1 protein-coding gene is annotated in these 309 nt (G+C 37.9%); it reads left to right on the top strand.

The genetic code is table 11. The annotated features are described in order from the left end of the window. Nucleotides 1–309, top strand: a 309-nt coding sequence (locus ACX6CF_RS21005) for an immunoglobulin-like domain-containing protein (protein ID WP_458787328.1), incomplete at both ends; no start/stop codon positions are given.

The following is a 309-nucleotide window of genomic DNA, read 5'->3' on the forward strand; positions in this document are numbered from 1 at the left end:
GAAGATGAAGAAGCTCCAGTGCTAACTCTAGTAGGAAATGAGAGAGTAGAAGTAACCTACGGAGGAACGTATACAGATAAAGGAGCAACAGCTCAAGATAATAGAGATGGAAATATAACAGAAGATATAGTGGTAACGATAACTAAAGACGGTAGCCTAGTAGATGAAATATCTACAATTGATCCAGGAACATATATTTACCATTACAATGTGTCAGACGAAAAAGGTAATCAAGCGCAAGAGGTGACAAGAACAGTAGTGGTGAAAGAAGACGAAGAAGCTCCAGTAATAACCTTAGTAGGAAATGAT

This window comes from Vallitalea sediminicola, assembly GCF_054408565.1.